The organism is Flavobacterium lotistagni (assembly GCF_011392125.1).
Taxonomy (GTDB): Bacteria; Bacteroidota; Bacteroidia; order Flavobacteriales; family Flavobacteriaceae; genus Flavobacterium; species Flavobacterium lotistagni.
In genome coordinates this window covers 1-6,280 of sequence record NZ_JAAJBU010000021.1, presented here as the reverse complement: position 1 = coordinate 6,280, position 6,280 = coordinate 1, and the positions used below count along the sequence as shown (strand labels likewise).

Annotated in this window: 6 protein-coding genes; all 6 read right to left on the bottom strand. The window is 34.8% G+C overall.

Translation table 11 applies throughout. From position 1 onward, the window contains the following. Nucleotides 1-824: 824 nt before the first annotated feature. Nucleotides 825-1,427 carry a hypothetical protein gene (locus tag G4D82_RS14205; protein WP_166337964.1) on the bottom strand — a complete coding sequence of 201 codons (603 nt, stop codon included), beginning with the start codon at nucleotides 1,425-1,427 and terminating at the stop codon, nucleotides 825-827. Nucleotides 1,428-1,457: 30 nt separating this feature from the next. After that, on the bottom strand, nucleotides 1,458-1,979 hold the full coding sequence (locus G4D82_RS14200; RefSeq protein WP_166337963.1) for a hypothetical protein: 522 nt from the start codon (nucleotides 1,977-1,979) through the stop codon (nucleotides 1,458-1,460). After that, on the bottom strand, nucleotides 1,976-2,239 hold the full coding sequence (locus tag G4D82_RS14195) for a hypothetical protein (RefSeq protein ID WP_166337962.1): 264 nt from the start codon (nucleotides 2,237-2,239) through the stop codon (nucleotides 1,976-1,978). Before G4D82_RS14195 ends, G4D82_RS14200 begins: the two co-directional genes overlap by 4 nt. A gap of 195 nt (nucleotides 2,240-2,434) precedes the next feature. Continuing rightward, nucleotides 2,435-3,067: an NYN domain-containing protein gene (locus tag G4D82_RS14190; RefSeq protein ID WP_166337961.1), complete on the bottom strand. Its 633-nt coding sequence runs from the start codon at nucleotides 3,065-3,067 to the stop codon at nucleotides 2,435-2,437. A gap of 162 nt (nucleotides 3,068-3,229) precedes the next feature. After that, nucleotides 3,230-4,981: an ATP-binding protein gene (locus G4D82_RS14185; RefSeq protein WP_166337960.1), complete on the bottom strand. Its 1,752-nt coding sequence runs from the start codon at nucleotides 4,979-4,981 to the stop codon at nucleotides 3,230-3,232. 1 nt (nucleotide 4,982) lies between these two features. After that, nucleotides 4,983-6,011 (bottom strand): SIR2 family protein, encoded by a 1,029-nt coding sequence (locus tag G4D82_RS14180; RefSeq protein WP_166337959.1) that lies wholly within the window; start codon nucleotides 6,009-6,011, stop codon nucleotides 4,983-4,985. Between the last annotated feature and the right edge of the window lie 269 nt (nucleotides 6,012-6,280).

Below are 6,280 nucleotides of genomic sequence, written 5' to 3'. Positions count from 1 at the left end.
TTAGCTTTGTAACTTCAATTTTCAAACTCCAATTTTCAAGTTTCGTTTGTATCAAACTATGCAGTTCCAACTCTACAATTTAAGTTTCAATGTTCTGGTTTTCCAAACTGACCGTTAACGGTTTGCGTGCATGGTTCGTGGCGGTTTGACAGCCGAGTTTTGTCCACTAGCACAAAACGAAAATAGGAAAAATAAACGTTCAATTACCACAAAACCAGCCATGAATTTTGCACGCGGTTGTGCGTGGTTTTAATATTTACTTACGCGCTCAGGTAAAATTTGGCAAACTCCAACTTTTCTATTCCAATATGCCTTTACAATTTTCTACAACTTTCAAAGGAAATTTTGGCAAACACTTTTTCATTTTTTTTTCAGTTAGAATTAAGTAGAGTAGAAGTCAAGCAAACACATTCCGCAAAGTTGCTCCAAGCTATTGAGTATTTAAAAAGTTGCTCGCGGATTTGCTAACCAGTAAAAGGCTAACTTTTTCCAAGATAAAGCTCAACTAAATTCAGATTTTACAATTTGCTCAAAGCTTATGCTCAATAATTTTTCGGTTAATTTGTCCAGCAACTTTTTAAAGTTGTTTTGTCGGTTTCGCGCTCAAAATTTTCGGTTTATATTTTCCAATTTTTTTGAGCCATAATTTTCCGGAACTGCTTTCAGATTTCTGTCCACCAAAATCGCGCACAACGGTTGCTAGCTACGCGACGGCGCGGAATTAGCGAACCGAGTATTCTCCGCTAAGATAGAATTTCTTCGTGAAAACCAGACGTGAAATTAGGAAAAACCAGCGGTGCTCGCGTAGGTAGGGTTAGCAGGCGTTACTTTATCATATTGCTTAGCCATTCTTCTACATCGTCGGATAAAAAATTATCAGAAAACATTTCTTCTATGGTAAGTTCGTCTTCTTCAGTGCAACCTGAACATATTGTTACTTTTTTCTGACTAATCATATTTTGATTAATTTGATCCAATTCTGATTTAGTTAATGTTATTATTTTCTTTTGTTCAAGTCTTTTACAAACTATCGTTGACAGATATTTCTCAGCAGCAGTTTCACTTTTCAGTTTATTTATAATTAGTGAGTATTTTTTGCTTTTGATAAGTTCACCAAATAACTTCACTGGGTTCGATTCTTCACCGTCATAATAACAAGCAAAACCAATCAAATTATTTTTGTCAAATACCTTCGGCGGCGGCGGAAGAACAATTTTTGAGTTTTCGGTAATCTCCGCTTTTTGATTACAATTGATAAAGCAAGGAACAATTAAAAAAATTAAAATGAGGTTTTTCATCGGTTTTTTTGTAATGACTGCTAACGGTCTGCGTGCATGGTTCGTGGCGGACTTGCCGGCCGAGTTTTGTCCACTAGCACAAAACGAAAATAGGAAAAATAAACGCACAATTACCACAAAACCAGCCATGAATTTTGCACGCGGTTAGTGGCTGGCAATTTATTCTTGTTGAATCCAATCATATTTTCCATTGTTTAGATAAATTATTCCTCCACCACAACTTTCTTCCGCATGCAGGTAAATTCCATCATTTAAGAGTTTAATTTTATCAGATTCTTTTATTTCTTCCTCGGATAATAGTTCGCCATCGTCACTTACATTATTCCAATAAGTTTTGTTCTTTGGTGCTTTTTCAAATATTTCTACCCAATCAATCTCGTCGAAACCTTGATTTAAAATATCATTTCCCATTCCAAAATAATCTGTTCTTTTTCCATGTCCGAATATTATTCGCAATCCACTTTTTCCATTTTTAGTGCTTCTGACAATTTCTGCAATTTCATTCGATTTATCTCCGTCTAGATCACATATAATTTTGTTGATTTTATGTTTTTTAGATATTTCAATAGTATCGTTGTCTTTTTTATCGGTTTGTGTTCGCTCTATTTTATGTTGACTTTCTTTTTCATTTTTACAAGATATAATGACTGCTACAATCAACATTAATATTATCGTCTTCATAATGCTCTGTTTTTCGATATTGGATTTTTTTTGATAATTGATTTCAACTTCCACGTTGTTAATAATGTCAATGTCAAAAATATAAATGCAACCATTCCGTAAACTAACAGAGCTTGCTCATTGTATGTAACTAATGAATTTTCATCAAAATAAGTTCCTTCTGAATTGTAATCCATATTGCTACGAGTATAAAATGACCAACTAGATAATGCTGTCAAAAACACAAGGACAAATAAAATTACAAGGATTCTAATTTTCATTTTGGATTCATTTAGTTTGTCAGTTTCTCCGTTATCTCGGTTTGCTTGCCACTAACGTTATCTTGCTACGCGACGTCGCGGCTTCGCGCAACGGATATTCTCCACTAAGGTAAAAAGTTCTTCGTTAAAACAAAACTTCCGGCTAAGAAATACCAGCGATGATCGCGTAGCAAGTGTTAGCTGTAGACCTTTTATTTAGTATGCCTTTCTTTTTGTTTCATTAACTTGTCTGAATATTGTCGCGAAATCAGTTTTGTAATCTCGATCGCCCTCTAGTTTATTAATGTTGATAGAATAATTAGCCGCATTAACAAGTCTTTCATTTACAAAACTCTTCTTATTATCTGCCTCAAATTCAAAATATGAAATTAAAACTCGGACACTATTCTTCATTAAAGTTCGTACTAATGGAACGAAGTCTCCATCGCCTGTTACAAGAACGGCTATGTCAATTTTATCATCTAATCCAACTTGCAACGTTTCGACAGCCATGTAAACATCAATGCCTTTTTCTCCTTGCGATTCAGACATCGGTACGTTTTTAGGTTCTATTCCAGCATGTAATAAATCGATGTGTCTTTTTCTATCTAATCTTAGATTTTCCTCACTTGCTTGACTTTCTTTGTATATTCCTTGAAACCAAGCCGAATACACAACTTTGTACGCTGTATGTCCTTGTTCTTTCGAACTAATACATTTTTCAAGAAGTTTATGAAATTCTTGAAATGATAACCATCCTTTTTTTTGACCCCAAAAATAGTTTTGAGCTCTCGTAAAATATGTGCCGTCGTAAAAGACACCGATTCTCAAAAAGTTCTTTTCTTTCATTGTCGTTCATTTTAGGTTTGCAGCTAACGGTTCGCGGCCTCGCGCAGTGGCGGATTTGCGAACCGAGTTTTCTCCGCTAAAGATAGAATTTCTTCGTGAAAAATAGAGTAGAGGCTAAGAAATTCCAGACATTGCGACGAGACCGCTGTTATGCCTCGTGCTTCATGATTTGGATTGTTTTCTTAGACCACTTACTGCTGTAGCGATGTCCTGTTTTGAATTGTCATTACTCCATTCTTTCCAGAATTTAACGGTTGCGCTTTCAGGCTTAATATTCGGTTCGTCTATAATTATTCTTGTTGGAAGTAATGAAGCATCACCAACTACAAGAGCTTCTCCAATATCTAAAATCGGTAATACATCTGTAAGTCCTGATAGATTGTCAGGTAACAACCTTTTGATTACTGCTTGATCTTCTGCATTTGATAATCTTAGTGCTATAAAGTTATTACACTGGCTTAACACTGTTCTATTCACTTCTGCTGGTCTTTGACTTATTACAGTTAAACTAACCCCATATTTTCTACCTTCTTTTGCAATTCTTTCAAAGCTTTTTAGTCCTAATTCGGATGCAGCGTCTTGATTTGTTCTTTCGGGAATGTAAAGGTGTGCTTCGTCACAAAGTAAAGCTATTGGATGTTGGTTTTCCCTAACAGTCCATTGTTGAACCGTAAAAACTAATCTTGCTACTAAACCAATTACCAATGGTAAAACGTCAGATGGCACTTCTGAAAAATCAATGATTTTAACACCAGCTTTTTTAGGGTTGGAAGTTGTCCCTAACATTAATCTTTCACATAGTTTATTTAACCAATTTATGTCTAACTCGTCATCAGAAATTTGAAAAAGAAAGCCAAGTCTTTTGTCTTGTTTTTTTGCCTCTAGCCTTTGAACAAACCTTGTTAATTTCCCAAAGTAAGTTCCTTGCTTTTCTGTTCCTGCTCTTGCTCCTTCAACCATTTGTTCGTCTAATTCTGCAAGTTCTTGAAGGATATTATCAATTTTATATGGTATAGGGCTGTCAATTGTGATACTGCTTCCGAATGTTTTGTCACCTATTTCATCTAAATATTTCAACTTTTCTGCAAATACAGTTTTAGAAAAAAGCATTGCTTGATTTGGCGCATTGCTGTCGCTTCTGTCAAGTAGCATAGCGAGCATTTCTTCATATGTAAGAAGCCAATAAGGTAGCATTAAAACATCATTCTCAAGATTTCCTTTCTTACCTAAATCGGAAGGATTTGCAACACGTAAGTGTTGTAATCCCTCCATTTTAAAGTCTTTTCCACTGTATTCTCCATGAATATCAAACAATATAGAATTAGCCATTGGAAGTTGCGCAATTTGCTCTATCAATTTTGCAACACACCAAGATTTACCTGAACCCGTACTTCCAACAATTACAGCATGGCGTTGAAATAATTTATCTCCATCTAAGAAAGCTTGTGCTTGTTCATCAATTGAATATTTTCCGATTGTTAAAGGAATTTTATAATTCTCTTGACTTGATATTGTAGTCATGAATTTTGTAATGTTTTCTCCATCTACGGGAAAACATTGTGCCTCTATTTCAGGAACAGTATCGAGATTACGTTTGAAAACATTTTCTTTTAAGCCATGCTTGTCAAGTAAAGTCCCAATAAGGTTTACCTTGAGAATATTCTCTGTAAAAAGAAAGCCACTCAAACCTAAATCATTTTCTACTGGGTTTTCTTCGTCGGATGCTTTTCGTGTTATTCGGTTTATTAGACCAATAAGATGTTGTCCAGCTTTTGCACTTCTTATTGCCACAAGTTGATTTACATGTAGCTTTCTTAGTTTCTCAAGTTCTTGAACCTTAATTACTACTGTCGCCGTGTCGACACTGAAAACAGTGCCAATCGCTTGGTTATCCTCAAAATTAAATATTGCCATTTTAGTTTTTTATTAGTTTGATGTATTCCGAAAGTGCCCAATAATTAACGTCTGGTATAATTAGTTCTCCGCTAAATGAAGAAGAATAAATACGAGTATCTTTTCCGTTAATTTCTTCAATCAAGATATACTGTTTACATCCGGCATCAATTATCGAATGCTTTGTTTTTGGTGTGAGTTCTTTTGTAATTACTATGATTGGCTTACCGCTCTTAATTTGTGCAAGCAATTTTGGTTGAACATGGATATCATTAAAACCATAGCCAATGCATAAAAACGAAGTAGCTTTTTCAATTTCATTATCTGCTTCTGTGAATATAGTTCTAAATGGTTCCAATTGAGTTTCGTAATATTTGGAAAGACCTGGTGTAACGATTAACGGTTTGTGATTAACTGGAATGGTTAAACGATAGGGTAATTGTCTATCAATTTCATCTTGTGATTTAAACCAATCTAAAGAACCATGAACTTTCCAAATATTCACTTGACCTTTAAAGCCATTAAGTTTTGTTAAATCTTGTTGATGTATGCTTTTAGAAAAATGACCTACGAAGTTTTGTGAAAATCCAGTGCAGATAAAAGCATTTGAAAAACTCGCTGCGTATTCAGCAAGTCTATCATAATTAGTTGTTACAATTGATACTTTTCTTTGAGCTGCTTTAAGTAAATGGTTCGTTAGTTCTGCGAGCGGAAAATCTATTTTTCCTTCAAGTAAATTTTCAAATGCTTCAACGTCGTGTTTGTTAACAAGTGTCCACGTTTCAAAAATTACCTTTTCTAAAACATTTGGTCGAAGCTGAATTTGAAGTAAAGTAGCTTCCAAATCTTTGACTTTATCTAATAATGTTTTGAATTCTTCAAATTGACTTATGTCTTCAGCTTCAGTAAAAGATATTTCATTTTTTAAATGTTCACCTAATGACCACATTGATGGAAGTCGAAATGGAACCGATGCGCCACTTCCCAAAATAATTAATGGAACTCGATTGGTCCAATCTTGTATCAATTTTAATAAAGCGTCAATTTCCATTGTTTGTATTTTAAATTTACGTGGTTTTTTTAGCATGAGGCATAACGGTTTGCCGCCACGCGACGTTGCGGAAAAGCGAACCGAGTATTCTCCGCTAAGATAGAATTTCTACGTGAAAACAAAACTTCCGGCTAAGAAAAACCCAGCAATGATCGCGTGGCGGCTGTTACAGGCTGTGTTTCCTTTTGCCAATATTACTTGGTGATTTCGTATGTTAATTCTACAATTCCGTTTTTATATGCTTTCGTATCGCTTAATCTCAATGCTTG